The organism is Corallococcus exiguus (assembly GCF_009909105.1).
In the GTDB taxonomy this organism is placed as follows: domain Bacteria; phylum Myxococcota; class Myxococcia; order Myxococcales; family Myxococcaceae; genus Corallococcus; species Corallococcus exiguus.
On sequence record NZ_JAAAPK010000001.1, the window covers coordinates 379534 to 400298 of the forward strand.

Here is a 20765-nt window from a genome sequence, read left to right on the forward strand (position 1 = left end):
ACTTCAACGTGATGTGCGGACGGTTTGCGGCTCGTACCACGGCGGCGCTCGGCTGCATGACTCGGGCCGGGGCCTCGCTACAAGCCAGGACGAACGGCGCTGTCAGAGAAACAGCAACCATGGGGCAAAAGTCTCACCCACCACGGCGAGCTCCCTGGGGGCGCTCGCCGGGTGGGTCCAGGTGCGTCAGGTCTGAGGCTGTCCTGCTTTCACACACCCCCTGACACACGTGTCAGGATTTGAGAGCGTGGGAACCGTCGGCCTTCCGGCGGCCCCGTTCGGGTTCCCGTCAGTTGTGGCGGGGGGCGCCCCGGTCGAGCTTCTGGTTGTCGCCCGGGTGGTACTTATCGCCGGTGAGGACGGCTTTCACGAACCCGACCAGCTGGACCATCTTGCTGTTGGGGGTGTCCCAGTACTCGGCCTTCTCGACGGAGACGCGCAGCAGGGCCAGGTTCGGATCATCCAGACCCTGGGGGAACCAGGCCTTGAGGGCGGGGTTCCACAGCTCCTTGGCCTTGGCCTTGTCGTGGATCAGCGCGCAGCGGCCGCTGACGGACACGTACCGGTCCCGGGTGGGGTCTGAGTAGGCGAGGCTGACGTGGTGGTCCTTCTGCACCTCGTCCACCTTGTGGGTGTGGTCGTTGGTGAAGAACCACAGCTCCCCGTCGAAGTCCTTGTCGTAGGTCCACATCGGCCGGCTGCGCAGGCTGCCGTCGGCGTCCACGGTCGTCATCATCGCGACCTTGATGCCGTGGATGAGCTTGCCCAGGTGCTCCACCACGTCCTGCGGACTCTTCGTCGTCGTCATGTGCTCGCCTCCCTTGGCGGTTGAAGGTAGGCAGCGGCCGGGCAGCGAACATCGTCCGCACCGCCGGGTCGGCACCCCGGCAGCCGGGCGTGTGATAGGGGGCGTGCCGGGCCCACTCGCTTGTTTCGTCTTTCGGAACGAGGCGCGACGGCCGGGAGCGACACGGATGCTGAAGACCGCGTGGAACGAGTGGAGCCTGAAGGCGCTGCAGCTGGAGACGGCCCTGCTGGCGCTGGAGGAGATTGAGCTGCCGGACGCGATGCACGCGCTCCAGGACGCCGCCCAGCAGAAGCTGCTGGAGCTGGCGCGGGCGTGGCAGAAGACGCAGCCCGCGAAGGAGCCGCGCGAGTGGGCGCGCGAGGAGAAGGCGGGCGGCACGCCTCGCGACGAGGAGCTGGCGGACCTGGTGAAGGGCTTCCGCGAGGACGGCAAGACGTGGACGCTCTACCGCCTCACCAGCGACAAGAAGGAAGTGGTGGAGACGGTGGTGTCCGAAGGGCGCGCGTGCATGGCGGCGGGCGGCGAGTACTACCTGGGCCAGTGGGACGCGGAGGACGGCGTGCTGGAGGTGGGGCGCGACGACGAGGCCGGCGAGCCCGGCACCGGGCTGGTGCTGGAGCCGGGCGGAGAGCTGCGCTACTCGCCGTCGCCCGACCTGTAGTCCGGGCTGATCAAGACTCGAAGAGCTTCACCATCCGCGCGCGCAGCTTCTCATCAGGGAGCCGTCCGAAGCCCGCCTTCACATTGTCCTCCAGGTGGGCGGGGTCGGACGTGGCGGGGATGGGGCAGTTCACGGCGGGGTGGCCCAGGATGAACTTGAGGAAGAACTGGGCCCAGCTGGAGCAGTCGAACTCCGCGGCCCAGTCCGGCAGGGGGCGGCCCTTCATCTTGCGGAAGAGGTTGCCCTTGTCGAAGGGCTCCATGACGAGCACGGCCACGCCGTGCTCCTTCGCCGCGGGCAGCAGGCGCGCTTCGGCGTCGCGCATCGCGAGCGAGTAGGGCAGCTGCACGAAGTCCAGCTTGCCGCCCTTGATGTGCTTCTCCAGGTCGTCGAAGGCGCTGCGCAGGTAGTGGGTGACGCCCACGTAGCGGATCTTCTTCGCGGCCTTCATCTCCCGCAGCACGGGCAGATGCACGTCCACGTCCAGCAGGTTGTGCACCTGCATCAGGTCCATGCGGCCGTGGCCCATCTTCTGGAGGGACGCTTGTATCTGCGCCGCCCCTTCCGCCTTGCCGCGCGTCCAGACCTTGGTGGCGAGGAACGGGGTCTTCTCCTGGCCGGACTGCTTCAGCAGGTCGCCCACGACGGCCTCGGAGCGGCCGTACATGGGGGACGAGTCGATGAGGCGCGCTCCCGAGTCGAAGAACTTCTGGAGGACCTGGGCCAGGGGCGCGCGTTCGTTCGCGGCGCCGCCGACGTCGAAGGTCTGCCAGGTGCCCATGCCGATGACGGGCAGGGCTTCGCCGGAGCTGGGGATGGGGCGGGTGAGCATGCGGGGACTCTGGGCGAGGGCGGAGAGGGACTGCGCGAGCGCGGCGCCGATGCCCGCCACCAGGACCTCGCGGCGGGAAGGGTGGGGAGGACGGGACGGGCGCATGGGGGAAGCGTAGCGGCCGGGAGCGCCGGACACCGGGCTTCGTGAAGGTGAAGACGGGCAGGTGACAGTTCTGGAAGGTCGCGGTGTTCCCTTCGCCGAATCCTTTTTCAGGAAGGTCCAGGCGATGAAGCGCAAGGTCGCGGTGTGTGTCGGGGTGATGGTCGCGGTGGCGGCGGGAGCGGCCGGAGCCGAGGAGCGCACGGAAGGGACCGCTGCTCCGGAGTCACACTTCGCTCCCGTGCAGGAGGCACCGGCTCCCACGGCCGTCGCGATTCCTGTCGCGGCGCTGTCCCCCGCGCCCCTCGTGGAGGCCGCGACAGGCGGTGAGCCCGCGGGGGCCACGGTGGCGCAGCAGCGCTCGGACACGGAGGAGATCCACGTCCCGGTGGTGCTGATGGCCCTGCCGCACGTGAGCACGGCGGGCACGGCCACGGAGCGGCTGGTGACCACGTTCGCGCTCGGTGCGCTCGCGACGCATGCGAAGCGGGTGGATGGCGCGGCCATGTCCCTGGGCGCGAACTGGGTGGGCGAGGAGTTGTCCGGCGTGCAGCTCGCGCTGGGAGCCAACGTGGTGCGAGGCACTGCGTCCGGCGCGCAGTTCGCCACCGGCGGCAATATCGTCACGGGCGAACTGGACGGTATTCAGGCTGCGGTGGGCCTCAACGTGGTGAAGGGCGCGGCGGCGGCCGGCCAGTTCTCCGTGGGCGGCAACGTGGTGGGCGGCGAGTTGTCCGGCGGCCAGTTCTCCGTGGGCGCCAACATCGCGGGCTCGGGCGGCGTGGGGGGCCAGTTCACGGTGGGCGCGAACATCGCGACCGCGCAGTTCAAGGGCGCGCAGTTCGCGGCGGGCGCGAACATTGCTTCGACGATGTCGGGTCTCCAGGCCTCCTCGGGCTTCAACTACGCGGGCCGGATGGACGGCGCGCAGTTGTCGCTGCTCAACGTGGGCGGGGACGTGTCCGGCGCGCAGGTGGGGTTGGTCAACGTCGCGGGCAAGGTGGACGGCCTCCAGTTGGGGTTGATCAACGTCGCGCGTGAGTCCCAGGGCGAGGCGCTGGGCCTGCTCAGCTTCATCGGCAACGGTCAGGCGAACCTGCAGCTGTGGGCCAGCGACCTCGCGTACACCAACGTCGCGGTGAAGTTCGGCGGACGGCACTTCCACACGCTGCTGACGCTGGGCTTCAACCCGGGCACGGACACGCACCGCCGCCGTTACGTGGGAGGCATGGGCTTTGGCGCGCACATCCCCGCGGGGCCATTGTTCTTCGACCTGGATGTCATTGGCAGCGGCGTCCACACGGACAACCTCTTTCGCGATGGCGACGGCCTGAACGTACTGGGACAGTTGCGGCTGGTGGCGGGTTGGCAGGTGGCGAAGCGTTTCGCGCTCATCGGTGGCGTCACCGGCAACACGCTCGTGACCTGGGACAACGGGGACCGTTGGGAGGAGCTGGGCATCGGGCCCGAGTGGCGCAGCGTCTCCGACGGGGGACGCACCACCGTGCGCGTGTGGCCGGGCGTCCTGCTGGGCGTGCAGATCTGACGCGGCATTCGATTCGAAGTCCGGGAGGGGAACATGTGGAAGCGTTTGGGAGTGGCCGCGCTCGCGGCGGGACTGCTGTCCGGCTGCTACTTCACCGATGAGGTGCAGGGCGACGGCAACACCGTCACGGAGTCGCGCGTGGCGACCGAGTTCTCCACCGTGGAGAACCGGGGCTCGATGGAGGTGGTGATTCGCGAAGGTGAGGTGCCGGACGTGAAGGTCACGCTGGATGAGAACCTCCAGCACCGCGTGCGCACCTTCGTGTCGCCCGGAAACACGCTGGTCATCGAGACGGATGGCTCGTTCGCGCCCCGGGGCCCGGCGCGCGTGGAGATCCTGGTGCCGCGCATGGTGGGCGCGACGCAGGACGGCTCCGGCATCCTGCGCGTGGAGGGCTTCGAGCGGGTGAAGGAGGACGTGAAGCTGGTGGCGAAGGGCTCCGGCTCCCTGCGCTTCTGCGGCGGGGTGCGCACGCTGGATGCGAAGCTCAGCGGCTCCGGAAACATGGAGCTGTGCGCGGCCGGCGAAGGCATGGCCGAGTGGGTGGACCTGTCGCAGTCCGGCTCTGGCGACTTGAAGTTCGAGGGGGCCGCGAAGCATGTGCGCGCCCGGGTGGACGGCTCCGGCTTCACGACGCTCAAGGGCGTCACCAACCGGCTCGACGCCTGGTTGGATGGCAGCGGTGGTATCGGAGCCTCGGGCCTCCGGGCCGTGGACGTGAACATCACGTCGCAGGGCTCCGGCACCGTCGCCGCGTACGTGGACGGGGGCGGGGCGGTCGTCGTGCTCGACTCGTCTGGGAACGTGGACCTGTATGGCCATGCGCAGTCGACCCAGCTCCGGGTCAACGGCAGCGGCCGGGTCATCTGGCACTGACTAGCTTGTTCTCGACACCCGTGGAGTGCGCGGGTGGGGAGGCAGGCGGGCCATGGCAGGGACCATGCGGGCGATGGTGCTCCACGCATCCGGACAGCGCCTGCGGCAGGAGGAGCGGCCCATTCCGGAGCCCGGGCCGGAGCAGGTGTTGTTGAAGGTGCACGCCTGCGCGGTGTGCCGCACGGACCTGCACGTGGTGGATGGAGAGCTGACGCGCCCGAAGCTGCCGCTGGTGCCGGGCCACGAAATCGTGGCCACGGTGGTGGCGACGGGCGCGCGGGTGGAAGGCTTCGCCCCCGGGCGGCGCGTGGGCGTGCCGTGGTTGGGGTGGAGCTGCGGGCAGTGCCGCTTCTGCCGCTCCGGCCGGGAGAACCTCTGCGACACGGCGCGCTTCACCGGCTACGACATCGACGGGGGCTTCGCGGAGTACACCGTCGCGGATGCGCGCTTCTGCTTCCCGCTGCCGCCGTCGTACCGCGACGTGGAGGCCGCGCCGCTGATGTGCGCGGGGCTCATCGGCTACCGCAGCCTGCGCATGGCGGGAGAGGGCCCCCGGCTGGGGCTGTATGGCTTTGGCGCCGCCGCGCACATCCTCATCCAGGTGGCGCGGCACCAGGGGCGCCGCGTGCATGCCTTCACTCGCGAGGGTGACGCCAGGGGCCAGGCCTTCGCGCGGGAACTGGGCGCGGTGTGGGCGGGGAGCTCGGACACGCCGCCGCCGGAGCCGCTGGACGCGGCCATCCTCTTCGCTCCCGTGGGCGCGCTGGTGCCCGCCGCGCTGAAGGCCGTGGACAAGGGCGGCGTGGTGGTGTGCGGCGGCATCCACATGAGTGACATCCCGTCCTTCCCTTATTCGGTGTTGTGGGAGGAGCGCGTGGTGCGCTCGGTGGCGAACCTCACGCGTCAGGACGCGATGGACTTCCTGGCGTTGGCGCCGCGAGTTCCCGTGCGCACGGAGGTCCAGGTGTTTCCCCTGTCCGCCGCGAACGAGGCGCTCCAGGCCCTGCGCGAAGGCCGCGTGCGAGGGGCCGCGGTCCTGGACATGACGGTGGCGGAGTAGGGCCGCATTGGAGCGAGTGCCCGCGCGCCTGGCTGCCCGGATGCTTGGAGTCAGGGGGAATGCACAGCTTTGGCGGCATGGAGGCTGTGCACCCCATGAAAGCGCTTCAGGAGACGGGACCGTTCGCTGGCTACGACTCGGATCACCACCCGCTGGGCTCGTACGCGGCGCTCATCGGGACGTTCAGCACGTCGCTGGTCGGCTTCCTGGGCTGGATGAATGCCTCCGGGCGTCGGTTGCCGGAGCGCCTGGGGTGGAAGGACCTGGCGCTGTTCGGCGTCGCGACGCACGCGGTGACGCGGTTGGTGGCACTGGACCGGGTCTTCAGCGTGTTCCGAGCACCGTTCACGCGCTACGAGTCCGACAGCACCGCGGGCGAGGTGGTGGAGACCGCGCGTGGTGAGGGCCCACGGCGCGCGCTGGGCGAGCTGCTGGACTGCCCCTTCTGTCTGACGCCGTGGGTGGCCGCGGGCTTCATGGTGGCCTCGACGGTGCGCCCGCGTGAGACGCGCTTCGTGGCCTCCGTGTTCGCGCTCAGCGCGGCGTCCTTCTTCCTGCACCGGGCCTACGAACGGGTGGGCGAAGGGCTGCACCGCACCCGAGCGCAGGCGCGAATCCTGGAGAAGGAGCAGAAGAAGGACTCCGACGCGGGCATGCAGTTCCCCGGTCGTGGGCCGCAGGTCGTCGAGCCCGGCCGCGCACCCATCCCGTCTCCGAGCTGACCTCTTCACCGTGAGTCGCTGAGCCTTGTTTCTGGCAATGGCTGGAGGGACCGCGTCGTAATCCAGGCATGCATCTCTTCCTCCTCGTGGGAGGCCTGCTGACGGCGGCCCCCTCCCCGTACCTGGACTCGCGGACCACCGGCGCCGCGTATTGCTACGACCCGGAGAGCCCTGTGCTGCACGAGGCCTTCCGCCGCCCGAAGCCCACGCCCGACACGCGCGTGGACAGCGCCGCGCTGGCGGAGGACGTGCGCTTCCTGCATCAGGTACTGCGCACCACGTACTCAGGCTGGCCGGAGCTGCTCGCGCACCGCACCTTTGATCCGGATGCCTTCTTCCGGGATTGGAGCGCGAAGGTGGCCGCATCCGGGCCCACCGTGTCCTTCCAGGACGGCGTGCTTACGCCGACCATCGCCGTCCGCGAGGCGCTGACGGACAACCACTTCGGTCCGTCCGGCCTCCTGAGCATGCTGCGCGAGGAGCCACGGCTCGCCTTCCGCGAGTACCAGGCCGACGCACCTCCGGGACTCCAACTCACGTCCTGTGACGCGAACACCGTGGAGGGCGCGCAGGCGGACACACTGCGGGTGGCGCCGGTGCTGAAGCCGGATGGCTCCCGCGCACAGCGGCTCACTGTTTCCGCGCGAGGCGGAGGTGATGCACGGACGCTCCGCTGCGGCGACACGTCGCTGCCGCTCAAGGTCCGTCCGCCGCGTCCGGCCCGTGAGTTCGCGCCGAAGGACATCTACACATACGAGCCGAAGGGCGACGTGGGCATCATCACCCTCCGCCGCTTCTCAGGCCCGCCAGAAGCGGAGGCCGGGCTGCGCCAGTTCGTCGCGGACGCGCCGAAGCACCGCAAGCACAAGCTGCTGGTGTTCGACCTCCGAGGCAACAGCGGCGGCAACGACGGCTACGTCTACGAGTGGCTGGACACGATGGTGCGCGGGCCGTGGTTCTCCTCCGGCGAGGTGTGGATGCACGGCGCCTTCTTCCCGTGCTTCGAATGGAACTCGCGCGTGCAGCGGCAGGCGATGGATGGACGGCTGGACACGCCGGAAGCAAAGGTCGAACGTGAAGCCATCCGGCCGAAGTGGCCCGTGACGCCGGAGCCCTCGCGGCCCGTGTTCGACAGCGGCCGCGCGGAAGGCCATGCGAAGACGCCCTTCACCGGGCGCATCGTGGTGCTGGTGGACCGGGACTCCGCGTCCTCGGGAGAGAGCGGCGCCTACGCGCTGCACCGCGCCACGGGAGCGCCGCTGGTGGGCGAGAGGACCGGAGGTTTCCTCACCTACGGCAACGCGCCTGGCTTCGTGCTGCCGCGCACGGGTTTCGCGTGGGTGGTGCCCACCAAGCGCAATTATTTCGCCGACCCCGTGGAGGGCGTGGGACACGCCGTGCAGGTGTATCTGGACGCGGAGGAGCTGGGGCGGCCAGTAGCGGAGCTGCTGCCTCGCTTGCGCAAGCTGCCGTGAGTCAACGTGCCCCATGCACACGGGCGCGTGTCCCGTCATGCCCCGTCAAATGGGGGCCGTTATAGGCAGTTCCGTGGGCCCGGGACGTTGGCCGGACCCATGCAATGCCTTGAATCCACACCGGCTCCAGAGCACGGAGCCCTACCCGAGGCGGACGATGAAGCGCGCACTGCGAATCACCTACCGGGGCATGGAAACGAGCGACACCCTCAACGAGCACATCCGCGACCAGGCGGACAAGCTGGAGCAGTTCCACGACGGCATCACCGGCTGCAACGTGGTGGTGGAGGAACCGCACCGCCACCACGCCCAGGGGCACCACTTCCACGTCCGCGTGGAGCTGCACGTGCCGGGGAAGGACATCGTCGCGGACCGGGAGCCTCTGGAGTTCACGGCCCACGCGGATGCCTACCAGGCCGTCACCGACGCGTTCGAAGCCGCGCGGCGCCAGCTTCAGCACCACGTGGATCGCCAGCACGCGCACCACCGCTAGTCATTGCAGGCTGACCGTGGTGCGCAGGAGCGCCAGGTACGACCAGTCGCGCGTGGGCATCTCCACGGGCGGCGTGTCGTAGTGGTTCACGTAGCCCGCGACGCCGAAGCCCAGGAATCGCGTGACCCACCAGTGGAACGCCAGCGCGCCGGCCGTGGTGCCTCCGGGCACCACATCCGGTGCGCCCCGTCCCAGCCACAGCCGCTCCACGCGCGCGGCCAGCTCCAGTGAGCCAGAGGGGATGCCCTCCGAGCCCACGCCCGCGAGCGGCTCGGGCCACCGCGCCCCCTTGCGCGGCATGCCCCGAATCACCCAGGACGCCTCCACGCCCAGGCCCTGGCTGCTCATCGTGGGCAGGGATTCGCGCGGCGTGGCCGGGTTGCCGTCCGTGTCGCGCGAGCGGTGCTCCCACGCGGCGGCTGCCTGCACGTCCACGCGCACCGGCCCCGCGTCCAGCCGCCCGTGCGCCTCCGTCACGGTGCGGTAGCCGGACACCGGAGGCGGCCGGTAGAAGAGGAAGTTCTGCGCCCCTCGCCCGCCGATGCCGGGCCGGTCGAAGGCGTCCTCCACGTGCGCGCCCGCGCCCACGCGGACTCCGGAGTGGCGCACGTCCAGGCGTACGTCCACGGAGGGCTGGGCGTTGTCGTTGCCCAGCGGGCTGCCAGAGCCGTTGCCCAGCCGCAGCCAGCCTTCCAGGGGCAGCGACGCGGGCGTCCACTGCACCTCCGCGCCCAGGTCGCGCCGGGCCCAGAACGCCGCCGTCACCAGCGGCAGCTCTGGGATGGGCAGCGTCTCGATGCTCTGGTCTCGTCCGGCGGGGAACAGCGGCGTCTTCGCGTAGCCCACGGAGAAGCGCAGCCCGTCGATGACGAGGAGGTCCACGTACGCATCCAGCAGCGCGGGCTTCTCCTGCGCCCACTCCGCCGTGCCCACGGCCACCAGCCAGGGCACGGGCTGGCCTCGCCCGCCCAGACGCAGGCGCGCCAGGTTGAAGCCGTTGTGCCCTTCGATGTCGTCCGCGTGGACGCGGTAGTCCACCTCGGCCACGAAGGTGGGAGTGAAGCGCGGGTAGTTCTCCTCCTGCGCCAGGGCGGTTCCCGACGCGAGCAGGGCCAGCGTGAACAGGGGAGCGGACTTCATTCGAGCGGGATGATGCGCAGGGTGTGGTTCGTGCCGTCCGCCGGAGTGCCGTCATGGTCGGCGATGAAGAGGCGCTTGTTCTTCGCGTCGTAGGCCAGGCCGTGCGGTTGCTGGAAGCCGCCGGCCAGCACGCTCACCTCGCCCGACTGGCGGATGCTCAGCACGGTGCCGTCGCGGCTGCCGGTGAGCAGCGTGTCGTTGGGCCCCACGGCCAGCAGGTCCGGGCTGTTCAGCGTGGCGAAGGCCACCAGCTGCGACGGCGCGGACAGCGGCGAGCGGTACACCTTCCCGGCGATCTGATCGCTGATGTAGAGCGTGTCGTTCACCGCGAGCACGCCCACGGGCTTCACCAGGGCGCCGACGATTTCCTGCTCGGTGCCTTCCAGACCCAGGCGGGCCACGCTGCCCACGTTCACGTTGTTGTTGCGCACGAAGTAGCCGTCCAACAGCTGTCCGTCGGCGGTGACGGTGATGCCAATGCGGCGGCGCTCCGGGGGCAGGTTGGGGACGATGGCGGAGGTGCCATCCGGCTTGACGTAGACGACGTCGCCCGCGGTGCCGCCGCCGAAGCGCACCACCACCAGCGTGCCGTCCGCCATCCGCACCATCCCGCCCAGGCCCGGACCATCCGCGGGAGCCGCGGGCAGATCCGCCACCTTCGTGATGCCCTCGCCGTCGCGGTAGCGCAGCACGCGGTTGTTCTCGTCGTCGGCCATGTAGAGGGTCGCGCTCTCTGCGTCCCACCAGATGCCGTTGGGGTCGCCGTCCACGGCGATGGTCTTGGGGCCCCGCTCGATGACGGGATTCTCCGTGGGGTCGTTCACCTCAGAGGAGGACGAGCAACCCACGGCGGCCAGCGTCATGCCCAGCAGGGCAGGGAAGAGGATTCGCATGGAACGTCCTCCTATCGCAGGAGGGAGGGCCGGGGAACACGGACGCTGGACACTGACCCTGCCCTGGGGGGCACGACGCCGCAGGGGCGTTGGCGCGCGCGGATGTCCGGCGTTGATCGGATGGGCGTGGGAGCGTGTCTGACGTTGGACGGCCCGAGAGAAGGGCGGTTGGAGTGGTGAGGCGTCTGGGATTGGCTCCGCGCACTTTCCATTCGCGAGGGAGCCGCCCATGTCGCTCGACCACTACGTCACCCTGGGCCGCTCCGGCCTGCGCGTCAGTCCCTTCTGCCTGGGCGCCATGACGTTCGGCGAGGACCTGGGCTGGGGCAGCAGCGTGGAGACGTCCAACGCCATCCTGGACCGCTTCATCGAGCGGGGCGGGAACTTCATCGACACGGCGAACGTGTACACGTTCGGGCACGCGGAGAAGATCATCGGGGACCACATCGGGAAGCACCCCGCGAAGCGCGACCGGGTGGTCATCGCCACGAAGTTCTTCGGCAACCTCTTCGAGAGGGATCCGAACGGCGGCGGCGCGGGCCGCAAGTCGGTGATGGCGGCATGTGATGAATCGCTGCGCCGTCTGCAGACGGACTACATCGACCTGTACTGGATGCACGCCTGGGACGCGAACACGCCCATCGAGGAGACGATGCGGGCGCTGGACGACCTGGTGCGCTCCGGCAAGGTCCGCTACGTGGGCTTCTCCGACACGCCCGCGTGGAAGGTGGCGCAGGCGCAGGTGACGGCCTTCTTCCGGGGCTGGGCGCCGCTGGTGGCGTTGCAGATCGAATACTCGCTGCTGGAGCGCACGGTGGAGGGCGAGCTCATCCCGATGGCGAGGGAGCTGGGGCTCGGCGTGACGCCGTGGTCGCCGCTGCGCAGCGGGGTGCTGAGCGGCAAGTACACGCGGGAGAACGCGGGCAAGCAGAAGGCGGACCGGGGCGCGTGGGCGGAGGCGTCGCTCAACGAGAAGACCTACAGGCTCATCGACGTGCTCCAGCGCGTGGCGAAGGAGCAGAACACCTCGGTGGCGCGAGTGTCGCTGGCCTGGGTGCAGGGCCGGCCGGGCGTGGCGTCCACCATCCTGGGTGCGCGCACGCTGGAGCAGTTGGACAACAACCTGGGTGCGCTGGACGTGAAGCTCACGCCCGCGCAGGTGAAGGCGCTGGATGACGAATCCCAGCCCACGCTCAACTTCCCGGCGGCCTTCCTCCTGGGAGCACCCTCCTTCATGCACGCGGGCTTGCGCGTGAACGGAGTCCAGGCCCCGCCCAGCAACCTGACGCCCAAGCCGGGTGCCCCTCGGTACTGAAGTGGCACGCCGGGCCGGGAAGCGCCGTGTCGGGACGTTCTGTATGATACGTACAGAACGTACGTTTCCTGAGGAACGGCCATGGTGGAAGTCAGCATCACCGAAGCGCGCGACGACCTGGCGGAGCTGCTCAACCGGGCGGCCTACGGGAAGGAGCGGCTCGTCCTGACCCGGCACGGCAAGAAGCTGGTCGCGGTGATTCCCTTCGAGGACCTCCAGGCACTGGAATCGCTGGAGGACCGGAGGGACATCCAGAAGGCGGACGCCGCGCGCCGGGAGTCCGAGGGCCAGCCGCGCGTCGCGTGGAAGCAGGTGAAGGCGGAGCTGGGGCTCACGAAGAAGGCGAAGAAGACGGCTAGCGGTAGATCTCCCGCCGGTGGCCCAGTTCGACGATCAACACCACGAGCCGGCCGTCCTCGACCTGGTAGATGACGCGGTAGTCGCCAATGCGGATCCGCAGGTAGTCACTGCCCTTGAGCTTCTCCGCGCCCGCGGGCCGGGGCTCCGTGGAGAGGGCGTCGATTTGCTTCTCGATGCGGCGCTGATGGACCGGATCCACCGCCGCGAGCTGCTTCACGGCGGTCTGGAGGAACTCGACCGTATAGGTGGCGGGGGGCTTTTTTCTCATGCGGGGCCGGTGGGCCCAGTAGCTCTACACCCCACTGCTTACTTTCCCCGGGTCACTAAACGGCCATGGACGGAAGCCGGGTGTGTCTGTGGAAAGCCGATCCCTGTCGGCACACCGGCGCACAGTGTGGAGTGCGGGGCCGTACGTTTCGGGCCTCGCGCGGGGGCAAATGACCGCTGAAGCGTTCACGGGCGGACGCTCGCGGTGGCGCGAACGGGGGGCGTTCCTAACATCGGCCCCCTGGCAGTGAGTCGGTGGTCAGGCGGTCTGGCGCTGTATGGGCGGCGGGGAGGGTGGCGTGAGCGAGCTACTGACGGGTGATGTGTCTTCGCGGGCGCAGGTGGGCGGTTCCGACTTCTCCCGCGACCCCGAGACCTTCGAAGCAGAGCTGGATGCGTGCCTGGATCGCGCGCTCTCCTCCGAGACCTCCGAAGAAGAGGACATCGTGCCGGAGTCCTTCGCGACCGGCCCTCTGCGCACGCTGCTCGACCTGGCCTCCACGGAGGAGACCTGGCTCCAGTCGCTGCCGCCGCTGTCCAACGACAACGTGGAGCCCCAGCTCACGCTGTCCGCCGAGGCCGCGAACTTCGTCATCCCGGAGTGGCTGCGCGCGGATGAGTCCCCGTCCAGCACCTCCCAGGAGAACTCCTGTGGCGCCGTGACGTCGTGGGACGCCACGCCGCCGTCGCCCGTCTGGGCCACGCCCGGTTCTCCGGCCGAGGCCTACGCGCCGCAGCCGTGGATGCCGTACGCCCCCGTGGCGCCCGAGCCTCCGCCCGCCATCGCCGACGCGTCCACGCGCATCCTCGGCATGAGCCCCATGTCCTTCGTGAGCGCCATAGCGATGGGAGCGCTCGCCGCGGGTCTCCTCGTCGTCGCGGGCCTGCGCCTCACGTCGAAGGATGAGACGCAGCCCGCGCCGCAATCACAGGTCCTGAACAGCACCCCCGTGGCCGCGTCGGGCTCCGCGACGACTCAGCCGGGCACCGTCGCCGCGCGGATCGGCGCTCCGGGCACCCAGGGCTTCGCGACGACCCAGCCGGGCACGCAGGGCTTCTACGGTGTTCCCGGCACCCAGCTGGCCACGCCGGACTTCTCGCAGTCCATCGCGGGCGGCGTGAACACGCCCGCCCTGACGGACGCGCAGCGCGCCGCGCAGACCCTCACGCCGAACACGCCCGTCCTCGCGGGTCCCGCGAGCGCGGGTCTGACCACCGGCCTGCACACGCTGGCCCCGGACCCCACGCCGTCCACGCAGCCCGCTCCGGTGACGCCGAAGAAGGCCCCCGTGGCCCAGCGCGCGGCCACGCTCGAAGCGCCCGAGGACAGCAGCGAGGTCCGTGAGATGTCCTTCGGTGGCGAAATCTCCGAGGAGGAAATGGCCCGGGCCCGTCAGGCCGCCGCCGAAGCCGAGGCCGAGGAAGCCGCGCAGCCCGGATCCGAAATCGACGAGGACTTCGCCCGCGAGCTCGGCTTCACCGACGAAGCGGAGGCCTCCGCCCCGAAGCAGGCCCAGGAGAAGACCGTCTACATCCCGCCGGCCCCGACCTCCGAGCGCGAGCAGCTCGTGCCCTCGGACATCACCAATGTGGTCGTCACGAACCAGCCCGCCATCGCCACCTGCGTCCAGAACTTCAAGGCCGGCACCGCCCTGGAGAACGGCGGCCGCTTCCAGATGCGCTGGTCCGTGGACACCGCTGGCACCGTCTCCGGCGTGGCCATGGAGACCGACGCCCTCAAGGGCTCCCCGCTCGCCGGCTGCATCGAGGACCAGGTGCGCGGCTGGAAGTTCCCCGTGCACCGCGTCGCCATGAACACCCCGGTGCACTACCCCTTCGTCTTCTAGCTGGACAGTCGAAACATTCATGGATATGTATATTCACGTCCATGAATGTTGACGTCTTCCAAACCCTGGCCGACCCCACGCGCCGCCGCATCGTCGAGGCGCTGAAGGGCGGCGAGCTGTCGGTGAACGACCTGGTGGCGCGGGTGGACATCCAGCAGTCGGGTGTCTCCCGTCATCTGGGGATCCTCCAGGAGGCGGGCTTCGTCCAGGTCCGCCCCGAGGGCACGAAGCGGCTGTACTCGCTTCGCCCGGAGCCCTTTCAGGAACTCGATGCCTGGGTCACCGGGTATCGCGGCCTCTGGGAGGCCCGCCTCGACCGGTTCGGCCAGGCGCTCGAGCGAAGACGCAAGGCACGCACGGACGCCCCCAAATCCGAGGAGGAACCCCCATGACGACCCAGACCGAAACCGCGAAGCGCAGCACCGTCACCTTCGACCGCAGCTACACGGCAACGCTCGACGAGGTCTGGGAGCTGTGGACGACGAAGGACGGCTTCGAGTCCTGGTGGGGCCCGGAGGGCTTCACCGTGAAGGTGCACGAACTGGACGCGCGTCCGGAAGGCCTGCTGCGCTACGACATGATCGCCACCGCGCCGGAACAGGTCGCCTTCATGAAGCAGGCGGGCATGCCCCTCTCCAGCCCCAGCAGCCTCACGTACACGGAGCTGACGCCGAAGACGCGGCTCGCGTACCGGCACGTGGTGGACTTCATCCCCGGCGTCACGCCGTACACCGTCTCCACGGTGGTGGAGTTCGAGGCGAAGGGCGACACCGTGCGGATGGTCGTCACGTCCGACGCCATGCACAGCAAGGAGTGGACGGAGCGGGCCTCCATGGGCATGGAGAGCCAGCTCAACAAGCTCAGCAAGCGGTTCCAGCGCTAGATTGAGGCATGGCCGCGCGGGAGGACCCAGACCCCATCGAGTTGCACCTGTGTCACCGTTGCCTGATGAGGCTGCCGGTGGACGCGGGCGGGGTGGACCTGCCGCGCCGGGTGCGTGAAGCCCTCAAGGCCCACGGCCTGGCGGCCAGGACGCAGCTCATCCCCGCGTCCTGCCTGGGTCACTGCCCCACGGGGAAGGTCACCGTGCTCGTGGTCCCCGACGCCACGGCGCGGGGCACGCACGCGAAGCTCATCGACCCGAAGGAGGACGGCGAGGACCTCGCGAAGCACCTGTCTGCCCGGCTCCCGAAGAAAGCCGGGCCGCCTTGAGCAGGGCCTCCATCATGGGCACGCAGCTCGCGGTCCCCGTGCCGGCAATCGCATAGGCGGTGCCGTGGTCCGGCGACGTGCGAGGCACCGGCAGGCCCAGCGTCACGTTCACCGTGCGCTCGAAGTCCAGCGCCTTGGCCGGGATGAGACCCTGGTCGTGGTACATGGCCAGCACCACGTCGTACTTCGCGCCCACCTCGTCAGGCCGCGCGAACAGGCCATCCGCGGGGATGGGCCCGTGCGCATCCACCCGCTTCGCCCGAGCAAGGCGGATGGCGGGACCAATCACCTCCACCTCTTCACGCCCCAGCATCCCGCCCTCGCCAGCATGCGGGTTGAGGCCCAGTACGGCGATGCGCGGCTTGTGGCCCACCACCGGCTGCAGGCTGCGCGACAGCAATTGAAGCTGCGCCACCAGCTTCTCCACCGTGAGCAGCTTCGGCAGCGCGGAGATGGGGACGTGGTTCGTCGCCAGCGCGATGCGCACGCGAGGCCCGTCCATCATCATCAACACGTCCACGCCGAACGCGTCCGCCAGCACCTCCGTGTGGCCCATGAACGGGATGCCCGCGCGCGAAATCTCCTCTTTCGACACGGGCGCGGTGCACAGCGCGTCCACCGTCCCGGCGCGCATCGCGTCGATGGCGGCCCGCACGTACGCGTACTGCGCCTTGCCGCCTTCGCGCGTGGGCTTGCCCGGCACGCGGTGCTTCGCGGGAAGGTGCGTCACCTCCACCACCGCCGGCCCCTCCATGCGGCCCAGCTCCTCCAGGGCCACGCGAGGGAAGCGGCGGAAGAGGGGAAAGCCATCCAGCGTGGGCCCGTCCCCGAACACGACCGGCACCAGCGCGCGGCGCACCGCGGGCTTCGCCAGCGCCAGGGCCGTCACCTCTGGCCCGATGCCCGACACGTCCCCCAGCGAGATGCCCACGCGGGGGCGCACGTCCGTCGTGGCCACCGGGCGCGGGCTCACATCTTCACTTCGACGTTGGCCTTCGAGCGCAGCTCCTGGACGTACTGGTCCAGGAACTTCTCCGTCTTCTCGTTGAGGAGCTTGGACTCCAGCTTGGGCTTCATCTCCTCGAAGGAGGCCACGGCGATGTTGCGGCGCTCCTCCACCTTCAGGATGTGCCAGCCGAAGTTGGTGCGGATGGGCTCGCTGACTTCACCCTCCTTGAGGTTGAAGGCGGCCTTCTCGAAGGCGGGCACCATCACGCCGCGCTTGAAGTAGCCCAGGTCGCCACCGTCCGACGCGCTGGGGCCCTCGCTGCGGGCGCGCGCCAGGGCGGAGAAGTCCATGCCCGGCCGGCGGGCCTCCTGCGCGATGCCCTCCGCCTTCTGCTTCGCGGCGGCCACCTGCTCCGGCGTGGCCTTGGCGTCCACCTGCACCAGGATGTGGCGGGCGTGCACCTCCACGTCCTCGGTCTCCAGGCGCGTGTACTGCGTGTACGCGGCCTTCAGGTCCTCCTCGGTGACCTTCACCTTGGGGCCCACCTTCATGCGCAGCAGCTTGTCGCGCACCACGCGCTTGCGGAGCATGTCCTTGTAGCCGGCGAGCGTGAAGCCCTCGTTCTTGAGCAGCTGCTCGAACTGGCTCATGTCGCTGACGTTGTTCTGCTTGAGCACGTCCTGCACCAGCTCATCCACCTCCGCCTCGGTGGTGGTGATGCCCAGCTGCTGGACCTCCGACTCCATCAGCTTCTCGCCGATGAGCGTGTCCAGCGCGGTCTTCATCAGCTGCGCGCGGGCCTCGGCGCGCTTGTGCGGGTCGATTTCGGAGTTCACGCGCTGGAGCTCCGGCGCGGCGCGCTGCTGCACCTCCGACAGCGGGATGACGTCGCGGTTCACCACCGCCGCCACCTTGTCCACCAGCTCCGCGCGGGCGGACGTGCCCCCCGCCAGGAGCATCACCGCCGCCAGGAACGCCACCAGGTTCTTCATCGCAACGACCCTCTTGAACACCATGACACCGGCGAGCCCAACCGCCTGGCTCCCGGAAAAGTCCTTCACTTCGCCGCCTGCGGCGCCGGCCGCCCGCGGATGGTCTGCAGCGTGGCCTCGTTCACCACCACCTGGGCCTTGTCGCGAAGCTCCTTCTCGAAGGCCTCCTGCGCCGCCGCCCGCTTGGCCTCCAAGAGGCGCCCCTCCACCTTCCCGCGCACCTCCACCAGCTCCCGCTTCCTCGCCGACCTGCGCTCCAGCACCTTGAACAGGTGGTAGCCGTACTCCGTGGACACCACGTCCGAAACCTGCCCCACCCCCAGCTTGAATACCACCTCGTCGAAGGCCGGAGGCATCTGTCCCCGGGGGAAGAAGCCCAGGTCGCCCCCCACCTTGGCGTCCGCGCTGAGCGAATAGCGCCGGGCGAGGTCGGAGAACTTCTTGCCTGCCTTGAGCTGCACCTGGAGCTTGCGCGCGTCGTCCAGCCCCTTCACCACCATCTGCGCGGCGTGGACCTCCTCCGGCTCCTGGAAGTCCGCCTCGTGCGCCGCGTAGTACGCGCGCAGCTCCTCCTCCGTCACCGCCACGCGCGAATAGACGTGGTTGGTGAAGAGCTTCTCGATGGTGAGCCGGCTCGCCTCGCGCGCGCGCAGCTCCGCCATGGACAGCTGCCCCTGGGCGAGCACCTCGTTGAAGTTGCCCGCCGGGTAGTCGCCGGACAGCCGCAGCACGCCGCGGTCCACCTCTTCGGGTGTCACGGCGATGTTGTTCTGCTTCGCGGCCTGGAGCAGCAGCATCCGCTTCACGAGCGTGTCCACGAGCGCCCGCTTGAAGGGCTCCACCTCCTCGGGCGTGGGCTCGGGACCTTCCGTGGTGGCCAGCTCCCGCGCCAGCTCCTGTTCGAAGTCCGTCCGGCTGAGCGACTCGCCGTTCACGGTGGCCACCACCGTGGGGTCCGGACCCTCCTGGGCCTGCGGTCGGCAGCCCGTCAGCCCCAGGACTCCAAGGGCCGCTCCAAGGGTGACGACAGCGGACCACGACAGCAAGGAGGCGCGGAAGGAAGCGGGACGCATGCGCTGAGGCCTCGGGGGAGGGGACAGGGGACCTTCCACGGTGGTGCCAGGCCGCGGGGCTTTCAAGCGGGACGTCACGGCCGGGATGGGAAGCGAACGGATGGGCCCATGGGACGGCCTCCCGGGTAGCACGCCGGGCGGGCCCGGACAACCGGCCCTCCTGGAGGGCTTTTCCTCTAGAGCAGGGTGGCGTTGGAGGACAGGAAGGCCTCCACCTGGGGAAAGATTTCGTCCGGCGCCTTGCGGCCCAGAATCAGGTCCGCGTGGCCGTAGTCCGCCTCGAAGCCGTGGCCGCGGCCGGCGACCAGCATCTTCACGGGGCCGCCCAGGTGCTCCTTCGCCCGGGCCACCGCCAGCGGAGGCGCGAGCAGGTCGCGGCTGCCGGCGATGAGCAGGAAGGGAATCTTCACCCCGGCGAGCGGCTCGCGGTAGTCGAAGCTGCCGTCAAACGACGTGAACTGGCTGGTGGTGATCCACCGGGCGAACTGCCGTCCCACGCCCCCGGCCACGTCCGCGGGCACGTTGGCCAGCGCCCAGCGCACCACCTGCGGATCCATGTTGTCCGCCAGCATCATGTACCGGGTGAGCGGCCCCGGAGGCGCCCCGAAGAAGGCGATGCTGGTGACGCGCCGGGTGGGGATGACCTTGAGCTTGAGGACGGGCTCCACCCGCTGGACGAACGCTCGCAGGCCCGGCTGCACCGCGAAGGTGAAGGGCGCACCCAGGGAGACGGCCGCCTTCACCGGCGCCTGGGGGTTCTTGGCCAGGTGGGCGTAGAGCATCAGGCCGCCCTTGGAGTGGCCCACCCACAGCACTTGCTGGGCACCGGTGGACATCACGGTGCGCAAAGCCGTTCTCACGTCGTGCTCGGCCTGGTCGTCGAAGTTCCAGTCCGCGCAGGCCCCGGCGAGCCCCCGGCCGCGCAGCTCGATGACCCAGGTCTCGAACCCCGCCCGCGCCAGGTAGCGCGCCAGGCTGTACTGCTCGTTGAAGTCCATGTGGAAGCGGTTGGCTCCCAGCCCGTGGCACAGCAGGACGGGCTCCGCGAACCGGCGCTCCCCTCGAGGGTGGTAGCGCCCCAGCGCGATGGCCGCTCCGTCGTCCGTGGGCACCCGGTACAGCTCGTCCGGCTTGAACGTGAGGGTCAGCAACCCCTCCTTGCTCCGCTCCACCGCCTTGGTGAAGAGGTCCGCCATCCGGCTCAACCGGGGTGCTGATGCCTGTCGTGATGTCACCCCTTCAGTCTACGCCCGTCGCCCGGCCGTTGCCGGTGTGTCGCACGCGGACTTTGGAGGACCGGCAGGACAGTTGCAGGGGATGTGAGTCCATCGCGGGGAGGTCGTGGAAATGGGGCAGGGCCGGGGTTTCAGGGAAGTGTTGTCGTCCTTCATCGCCACAGTTTTTCCCACAGACACACTGCTGGGGGCCTTGAAGGTGATGGAGCGCCACCATGTGCAGGTGGTGGGGGTGGTGGGGGCAGGGGGCAGCCTGGTAGGCGTGGTGCACGAAACGCAGGTGCTGGCGGGCTGGCGGACGGATCCGCTGGCGCAGGTGTCGGACGTCATGGCGCGGGTTCGCAAGACGCACGCGGTCCGCAGCCAGAAGCGGCGGCTGGCGCGCCTGCACGGCAGGCGTGGGGGCGGGCAGAAGCTTTTCTGAGGGGCTCGGTCCTGGCTGTAGAGTGGGGCTCGCCGTGTCGGAAGCCCCTCCCACCGCCTGGACCGTGTACATGCTGCGCTGCCAGGACGGCACGCTCTACACGGGTGCCACCAACAACCTGGAGCGTCGCCTGGCCACGCACGGCCGGGGCAAGGGCGCCGCGTACACGCGAGCCCGGCTGCCGGTGACGCTGGTGTGGAGCGAGCCCGCAGAGGACCGGAGCACCGCCCTGCGCCGCGAGGCCGCCATCAAGCGGCTGACGCGCGCGGACAAGTTGCTGCTCTTCACACGGCGTCCGGGACGGCGTTGACGCACGTCCCCCCGCCTTGTTGGCGGAATGGGTTCTCTTCCCGACGCGGGATGCGCGCCGAGCGACAGTTGGCGCGGCGCCCGCGGGTGTTTCATCGCCTGCTGATGAAACGGCCGGGGCCTTCGGGTGGGTGTACGGAACGCCGGGGGCCGAATTAGGGTGTGGCCTGTCCT

Annotated in this window: 24 protein-coding genes; 15 read left to right on the top strand and 9 right to left on the bottom strand. The window is 69.6% G+C overall.

The features are described from left to right. Positions 1-289: 289 nt before the first annotated feature. Positions 290-808, bottom strand: coding sequence for a pyridoxamine 5'-phosphate oxidase family protein (locus tag GTZ93_RS01510; RefSeq protein WP_120575687.1), 519 nt, complete (start codon positions 806-808; stop codon positions 290-292). A 166-nt stretch (positions 809-974) separates the two neighbouring features. Here GTZ93_RS01510 and GTZ93_RS01515 point away from each other — a divergent pair, with 166 nt between their 5' ends. Further along, complete coding sequence (locus GTZ93_RS01515; protein ID WP_120575686.1) at positions 975-1469, top strand: hypothetical protein; 495 nt, start codon at positions 975-977, stop codon at positions 1467-1469. A gap of 10 nt (positions 1470-1479) precedes the next feature. Here GTZ93_RS01515 and GTZ93_RS01520 read toward each other — a convergent pair whose 3' ends face one another. Further along, complete coding sequence (locus tag GTZ93_RS01520) at positions 1480-2406, bottom strand: aldo/keto reductase (RefSeq protein ID WP_161662614.1); 927 nt, start codon at positions 2404-2406, stop codon at positions 1480-1482. A 124-nt stretch (positions 2407-2530) separates the two neighbouring features. Between GTZ93_RS01520 and GTZ93_RS01525 the strand changes: the two genes are divergently transcribed. The 6 genes from GTZ93_RS01525 to GTZ93_RS01550 all read left to right on the top strand — a co-directional run bounded on the left by GTZ93_RS01525 (position 2531) and on the right by GTZ93_RS01550 (position 8575). Next, on the top strand, positions 2531-3949 hold the full coding sequence (locus tag GTZ93_RS01525; protein ID WP_139919868.1) for a hypothetical protein: 1419 nt from the start codon (positions 2531-2533) through the stop codon (positions 3947-3949). Between the two features lie 33 nt (positions 3950-3982). Then, positions 3983-4825 carry a GIN domain-containing protein gene (locus tag GTZ93_RS01530; RefSeq protein WP_121752242.1) on the top strand — a complete coding sequence of 281 codons (843 nt, stop codon included), beginning with the start codon at positions 3983-3985 and terminating at the stop codon, positions 4823-4825. 52 nt (positions 4826-4877) lie between these two features. Then, positions 4878-5885 carry a zinc-dependent alcohol dehydrogenase family protein gene (locus tag GTZ93_RS01535; RefSeq protein ID WP_139919867.1) on the top strand — a complete coding sequence of 336 codons (1008 nt, stop codon included), beginning with the start codon at positions 4878-4880 and terminating at the stop codon, positions 5883-5885. A gap of 95 nt (positions 5886-5980) precedes the next feature. After that, positions 5981-6607, top strand: coding sequence for a DUF1360 domain-containing protein (locus GTZ93_RS01540; RefSeq protein ID WP_139919866.1), 627 nt, complete (start codon positions 5981-5983; stop codon positions 6605-6607). Positions 6608-6675: 68 nt separating this feature from the next. Continuing rightward, entirely contained in the window at positions 6676-8082 is a 1407-nt protein-coding gene (locus GTZ93_RS01545) for a S41 family peptidase (RefSeq protein ID WP_139919865.1), read from the top strand. 157 nt (positions 8083-8239) lie between these two features. Next, entirely contained in the window at positions 8240-8575 is a 336-nt protein-coding gene (locus GTZ93_RS01550) for an HPF/RaiA family ribosome-associated protein (protein WP_121758119.1), read from the top strand. Here GTZ93_RS01550 and GTZ93_RS01555 read toward each other — a convergent pair whose 3' ends face one another. Further along, positions 8576-9715, bottom strand: a complete 1140-nt coding sequence (locus GTZ93_RS01555) for an OprO/OprP family phosphate-selective porin (protein ID WP_257979311.1) — start codon at positions 9713-9715, stop codon at positions 8576-8578. It lies immediately after the preceding gene. Beyond that, positions 9712-10608, bottom strand: a complete 897-nt coding sequence (locus GTZ93_RS01560) for an SMP-30/gluconolactonase/LRE family protein (protein ID WP_139919864.1) — start codon at positions 10606-10608, stop codon at positions 9712-9714. Before GTZ93_RS01560 ends, GTZ93_RS01555 begins: the two co-directional genes overlap by 4 nt. Before the next feature lie 229 nt (positions 10609-10837). Here GTZ93_RS01560 and GTZ93_RS01565 point away from each other — a divergent pair, with 229 nt between their 5' ends. Both GTZ93_RS01565 and GTZ93_RS01570 read left to right on the top strand, forming a co-directional pair. Further along, positions 10838-11923: an aldo/keto reductase gene (locus GTZ93_RS01565; protein ID WP_139919863.1), complete on the top strand. Its 1086-nt coding sequence runs from the start codon at positions 10838-10840 to the stop codon at positions 11921-11923. An 81-nt stretch (positions 11924-12004) separates the two neighbouring features. Beyond that, entirely contained in the window at positions 12005-12355 is a 351-nt protein-coding gene (locus GTZ93_RS01570; protein WP_139919862.1) for a type II toxin-antitoxin system Phd/YefM family antitoxin, read from the top strand. Here the strand turns inward: GTZ93_RS01570 and GTZ93_RS01575 are convergent. Next, positions 12279-12551: a type II toxin-antitoxin system RelE family toxin gene (locus GTZ93_RS01575; protein WP_139919861.1), complete on the bottom strand. Its 273-nt coding sequence runs from the start codon at positions 12549-12551 to the stop codon at positions 12279-12281. The genes GTZ93_RS01570 and GTZ93_RS01575 overlap by 77 nt on opposite strands. Before the next feature lie 298 nt (positions 12552-12849). Here GTZ93_RS01575 and GTZ93_RS43190 point away from each other — a divergent pair, with 298 nt between their 5' ends. The 4 genes from GTZ93_RS43190 to GTZ93_RS01595 are packed head-to-tail and all read left to right on the top strand — an operon-like array spanning position 12850 to position 15609. Next, on the top strand, positions 12850-14397 hold the full coding sequence (locus tag GTZ93_RS43190) for an AgmX/PglI C-terminal domain-containing protein (RefSeq protein ID WP_161662615.1): 1548 nt from the start codon (positions 12850-12852) through the stop codon (positions 14395-14397). A gap of 41 nt (positions 14398-14438) precedes the next feature. After that, a complete protein-coding gene (locus GTZ93_RS01585; protein ID WP_139919859.1) occupies positions 14439-14789 on the top strand; it encodes an ArsR/SmtB family transcription factor in 351 nt (116 codons plus the stop codon). Continuing rightward, the gene (locus GTZ93_RS01590) at positions 14786-15280 is read left to right on the top strand and encodes an SRPBCC family protein (protein WP_139919858.1); all 495 of its coding nucleotides are present in this window, start codon (positions 14786-14788) and stop codon (positions 15278-15280) included. Before GTZ93_RS01585 ends, GTZ93_RS01590 begins: the two co-directional genes overlap by 4 nt. 8 nt (positions 15281-15288) lie before the next feature. Next, the gene (locus tag GTZ93_RS01595) at positions 15289-15609 is read left to right on the top strand and encodes a hypothetical protein (RefSeq protein WP_121752234.1); all 321 of its coding nucleotides are present in this window, start codon (positions 15289-15291) and stop codon (positions 15607-15609) included. Here the strand turns inward: GTZ93_RS01595 and pdxA are convergent. From pdxA to GTZ93_RS01615, 4 genes are all read right to left on the bottom strand, one after another. After that, the gene (gene pdxA / locus GTZ93_RS01600) at positions 15530-16582 is read right to left on the bottom strand and encodes a 4-hydroxythreonine-4-phosphate dehydrogenase PdxA (RefSeq protein ID WP_257979310.1); all 1053 of its coding nucleotides are present in this window, start codon (positions 16580-16582) and stop codon (positions 15530-15532) included. The genes GTZ93_RS01595 and pdxA overlap by 80 nt on opposite strands. After that, on the bottom strand, positions 16579-17550 hold the full coding sequence (locus GTZ93_RS01605; RefSeq protein ID WP_139919857.1) for a peptidylprolyl isomerase: 972 nt from the start codon (positions 17548-17550) through the stop codon (positions 16579-16581). The genes pdxA and GTZ93_RS01605 overlap by 4 nt, the downstream gene beginning before the upstream one ends. A 65-nt stretch (positions 17551-17615) precedes the next feature. Continuing rightward, on the bottom strand, positions 17616-18623 hold the full coding sequence (locus GTZ93_RS01610; protein ID WP_121752233.1) for a peptidylprolyl isomerase: 1008 nt from the start codon (positions 18621-18623) through the stop codon (positions 17616-17618). A 176-nt stretch (positions 18624-18799) separates the two neighbouring features. Further along, positions 18800-19819 carry an alpha/beta fold hydrolase gene (locus tag GTZ93_RS01615; protein ID WP_139919856.1) on the bottom strand — a complete coding sequence of 340 codons (1020 nt, stop codon included), beginning with the start codon at positions 19817-19819 and terminating at the stop codon, positions 18800-18802. Positions 19820-19970: 151 nt separating this feature from the next. On the opposite strand from GTZ93_RS01615, the gene GTZ93_RS01620 reads away from it, so the two are divergent. Together GTZ93_RS01620 and GTZ93_RS01625 are read left to right on the top strand one after the other, a co-directional pair. Then, the gene (locus GTZ93_RS01620; protein ID WP_161662678.1) at positions 19971-20282 is read left to right on the top strand and encodes a CBS domain-containing protein; all 312 of its coding nucleotides are present in this window, start codon (positions 19971-19973) and stop codon (positions 20280-20282) included. 70 nt (positions 20283-20352) lie between these two features. Continuing rightward, entirely contained in the window at positions 20353-20592 is a 240-nt protein-coding gene (locus tag GTZ93_RS01625; protein ID WP_120576211.1) for a GIY-YIG nuclease family protein, read from the top strand. The last annotated feature ends 173 nt before the right edge of the window (positions 20593-20765 follow it).

What these genes read in the sequence shown, in the direction of transcription:
- GTZ93_RS01590 (WP_139919858.1), top strand. Translation starts at nt 14,786, where the DNA reads ATGACGACCCAGACCGAAACCGCGAAGCGCAGCACCGTCACCTTCGAC.
- GTZ93_RS01520 (WP_161662614.1), bottom strand. Translation starts at nt 2,406, where the DNA reads ATGCGCCCGTCCCGTCCTCCCCACCCTTCCCGCCGCGAGGTCCTGGTG.
- GTZ93_RS01625 (WP_120576211.1), top strand. Translation starts at nt 20,353, where the DNA reads ATGCTGCGCTGCCAGGACGGCACGCTCTACACGGGTGCCACCAACAAC.
- GTZ93_RS01530 (WP_121752242.1), top strand. Translation starts at nt 3,983, where the DNA reads ATGTGGAAGCGTTTGGGAGTGGCCGCGCTCGCGGCGGGACTGCTGTCC.
- GTZ93_RS01610 (WP_121752233.1), bottom strand. Translation starts at nt 18,623, where the DNA reads ATGCGTCCCGCTTCCTTCCGCGCCTCCTTGCTGTCGTGGTCCGCTGTC.
- GTZ93_RS01555 (WP_257979311.1), bottom strand. Translation starts at nt 9,715, where the DNA reads ATGAAGTCCGCTCCCCTGTTCACGCTGGCCCTGCTCGCGTCGGGAACC.
- GTZ93_RS01575 (WP_139919861.1), bottom strand. Translation starts at nt 12,551, where the DNA reads ATGAGAAAAAAGCCCCCCGCCACCTATACGGTCGAGTTCCTCCAGACC.
- GTZ93_RS01540 (WP_139919866.1), top strand. Translation starts at nt 5,981, where the DNA reads ATGAAAGCGCTTCAGGAGACGGGACCGTTCGCTGGCTACGACTCGGAT.
- GTZ93_RS01595 (WP_121752234.1), top strand. Translation starts at nt 15,289, where the DNA reads ATGGCCGCGCGGGAGGACCCAGACCCCATCGAGTTGCACCTGTGTCAC.
- GTZ93_RS01605 (WP_139919857.1), bottom strand. Translation starts at nt 17,550, where the DNA reads ATGAAGAACCTGGTGGCGTTCCTGGCGGCGGTGATGCTCCTGGCGGGG.
- GTZ93_RS01525 (WP_139919868.1), top strand. Translation starts at nt 2,531, where the DNA reads ATGAAGCGCAAGGTCGCGGTGTGTGTCGGGGTGATGGTCGCGGTGGCG.
- GTZ93_RS01620 (WP_161662678.1), top strand. Translation starts at nt 19,971, where the DNA reads ATGGGGCAGGGCCGGGGTTTCAGGGAAGTGTTGTCGTCCTTCATCGCC.
- GTZ93_RS01535 (WP_139919867.1), top strand. Translation starts at nt 4,878, where the DNA reads ATGGCAGGGACCATGCGGGCGATGGTGCTCCACGCATCCGGACAGCGC.
- GTZ93_RS01565 (WP_139919863.1), top strand. Translation starts at nt 10,838, where the DNA reads ATGTCGCTCGACCACTACGTCACCCTGGGCCGCTCCGGCCTGCGCGTC.
- GTZ93_RS01585 (WP_139919859.1), top strand. Translation starts at nt 14,439, where the DNA reads ATGAATGTTGACGTCTTCCAAACCCTGGCCGACCCCACGCGCCGCCGC.
- GTZ93_RS01545 (WP_139919865.1), top strand. Translation starts at nt 6,676, where the DNA reads ATGCATCTCTTCCTCCTCGTGGGAGGCCTGCTGACGGCGGCCCCCTCC.
- GTZ93_RS01550 (WP_121758119.1), top strand. Translation starts at nt 8,240, where the DNA reads ATGAAGCGCGCACTGCGAATCACCTACCGGGGCATGGAAACGAGCGAC.
- GTZ93_RS01510 (WP_120575687.1), bottom strand. Translation starts at nt 808, where the DNA reads ATGACGACGACGAAGAGTCCGCAGGACGTGGTGGAGCACCTGGGCAAG.
- GTZ93_RS01515 (WP_120575686.1), top strand. Translation starts at nt 975, where the DNA reads ATGCTGAAGACCGCGTGGAACGAGTGGAGCCTGAAGGCGCTGCAGCTG.
- GTZ93_RS01560 (WP_139919864.1), bottom strand. Translation starts at nt 10,608, where the DNA reads ATGCGAATCCTCTTCCCTGCCCTGCTGGGCATGACGCTGGCCGCCGTG.
- GTZ93_RS01615 (WP_139919856.1), bottom strand. Translation starts at nt 19,819, where the DNA reads ATGGCGGACCTCTTCACCAAGGCGGTGGAGCGGAGCAAGGAGGGGTTG.
- GTZ93_RS01570 (WP_139919862.1), top strand. Translation starts at nt 12,005, where the DNA reads ATGGTGGAAGTCAGCATCACCGAAGCGCGCGACGACCTGGCGGAGCTG.